The organism is Helicobacter sp. MIT 14-3879, from assembly GCF_003364125.1.
The window spans coordinates 1-2,707 of the sequence record NZ_NXLP01000119.1; the positions used below are offsets into that span (position 1 = coordinate 1).

Consider the following 2,707-nt stretch of genomic DNA (forward strand, 5'->3'; position numbering starts at 1 on the left):
AACGAATGTTAATCGAATCAAAAGGCAGTGTATAACCTAGAAAAGTAAGTTGTAAATCCTCACCTAAAATATTAAAATCTATAGGATTAACATGAAGTTTTTTGCGCAATTTATTTTTAATTGCTATAAGACGCAATTCTTGTTTAATGGCTTCTTCGGAATAGGGTAAATCATCTTTTTTTCTGTCTGCTAATAACTCTACAAAACAAGGTATTTGAGATTCATAAGCTTCATCTATATCAATTCTGTATCCTTTGATACGCAGCATACTGAGTGAATCTTCACTTTTAAAGTCAAGGTTAGGATTAGCTATGATAGTCAGAGCATTGCCTTTAATTTCTCCCTTAAGCGTAAGGGAAGTAACTTTTTGATGTGAAGTGGTATAAAGTGGGTATTCTAGTTGTGTGAGGTTAAGAGTGAATGTACCATTGTTTTGATTTTTGTTGTTGGGTTGTTTGTTGTCTTCTTGTGCGTTGATGTCCTTAGGGTTATTTATCAAGATTGTTTGAGTTGTTTTGATTGAATCTGAATCTTGGGGTAAATAGTTGTTGGTATGTGCCTCTGTATTATGTTGGCTTGCATTCTTGCTAGATACTTTTTTCTTACTGTTTCGTGTAGAAGAATTTTTCTTCGTATTATTCTGTATTGTATTGGCTAGATAGGGAACTTTAAAGCTAAAATTTCCGTGTGCTAATCCATAATAACGAGCTAAAGGAGAAAATTGTAATATTTTTTCAAGATTCCCAACATTAATCAAGAGTTCTCTATCTGAAGAGAGATGTAAGCTTAATGACGGAATGTCTAAAATAATTTTATCATTAGCAAAAGATAATGAAAGATTGATTGTCGTGTTTTTGATATGAAGAAAATCATGTTCAAGGTTTATTCCTTGTCGCTCATGTTGTATTTGTTTTAAGGCTAAGGATTCTAATTCTTTATTGTTCAATGGGGTAAAGGGACGTGTTTTCTTTTTTCTTATTTTTAATTCGTCCCACACGGGATTATTTTTGAGTTCTTTGAGTACGTTTTCATCATTTTTCGCCTTATCGTCATTTTTAGATGTTTTGATTGATGTATTTTTTAGCTTTGGCGAATTATTCTCAGGAGGTGTGTCTGTCATCTTTGGTGTTAGGGATTGAGATTCTTTTATGGAGTCTTTTTTAGTATTCACAGATTCTGTTTGAGAATCTATGTAGGTATTGTCAGTGTTTGTTTTAAGCTTGGAATCTAATTTTGTAGAAGTAGAATTTGTTGCATTATTGTGGAGTTCAAAGGGCATATTTACTTGTGAAATTTTATAGTGATATTTCTCGAGCATATCTTTAAGGGCTTTATTACTGTGCGAATTTATTCCGTTGGGATTGATTGTATTGCTAAGGTAGATTCCATAATGTGTGGTTTCTTTTGCTTGTGATGTGTTATCAAGGTCTGTATTCATGTCATTTAATGCGCGATTTTGTGTTGCGCAATTTAGAGAATCCTCACATGGAGATTCTATATAGAGGTTGTTTTGGTTGTTTGCGCGTGATGAAAGTTTGTGTTTATTGACTTGTTTGGGAATCTTTTCCCTGATACTAAGGGTGGCAATATTCTTGGTATTAAGTTTTCCTTCATGGATATAAGTATTAGCCTTTAATGTTTGTTCATAGATGTCAAGTAGGGCATTAATGTCTGCATTAATCACCTCTCCCCATTGCACCTTGTTGCCATTTATATACACAAAACCATGTTTTGGTGCAATATCTAAAACGACATTTAGCTTTTGGGCATGTAGGGGAATTTCAAAAAGAGAAAGATTCACTAGTCTTGATTGTATTATCCCTTTTAGGGAAACAAGATATTCTTCAGATTTTTTTTTGTTGTGTTCTACCGCAATCTTAATGTGTAGGCTTGTGTTATCATTGCTAGTAGCAGAGGGATTGAGAAGCAGCTCATTAGCAGATGTTGCACCGGACTTTGACTGAAAAGCCTTTTGATAAAAGTGAGAGTATGGATTGTTGGTTGAGGAAATTTTTGGTGATGTATCAGCTTTATTGGTTGTGCTAAGATTTTGAATATCGGCATGAATAGCCTCTTCTGGTTGCAAAGATTGCGTGTTATTTTTAGGAGATAGTGTGTCTTGATTATTGTGTTGTCTAGTGTTGTTCATAGAATCTTGTGTATAGGTTGTTGAATCTGTGTTAATAGACAGAGTCTTATTATTGATTGCTTGTGTAACAAGATGTTCTGTATTTTGCATTGCTTGTTGTGCAAGATTGGCTAGAGATTCTTGTATGTGATAATTTTGTTGTTTGAGATTTTCTCTATTACTTTGAGTGTTGCTCTGCGCTTTTATAGGCAATGACTGTTGTGTTATAGGAAGTGAAATGCCATAACTTTCAATGAGTGCATTAAGATGAGAATCTAGGCGGACATTTTTTCCATTTAATGTAATATAAACACTAGGGGTTGGTATATTGGCTACCACTACTTCCGAACCATGTAAGTCCATGCCAGCAAATGTTGCCAAAAGAGGCGTAATTTTTAGATTAGAATCGCGAAACTCTAGTAATACTTGCGGTGAGTAAATAGGAGTTACTCCTTCATTAAGTATTGCTTTTACATTTTCTACTTTTGCTTTTACTACCATGTTCTTGCTTAGACTTTGGGCGATGTGGCTAAGGTCTATGTTGGCTTGGAGTTCTGTTATTTGCACTGTATCATAATG

Annotated in this window: 1 protein-coding gene; it reads right to left on the minus strand. The window is 34.2% G+C overall.

What is annotated here, in order from left to right:
* Positions 1 to 2,629: hypothetical protein (locus CQA44_RS11750; RefSeq protein WP_147289802.1), on the minus strand; the 2,629-nt coding region annotated here is incomplete at its 3' end.
* Positions 2,630 to 2,707: the final 78 nt, after the last annotated feature.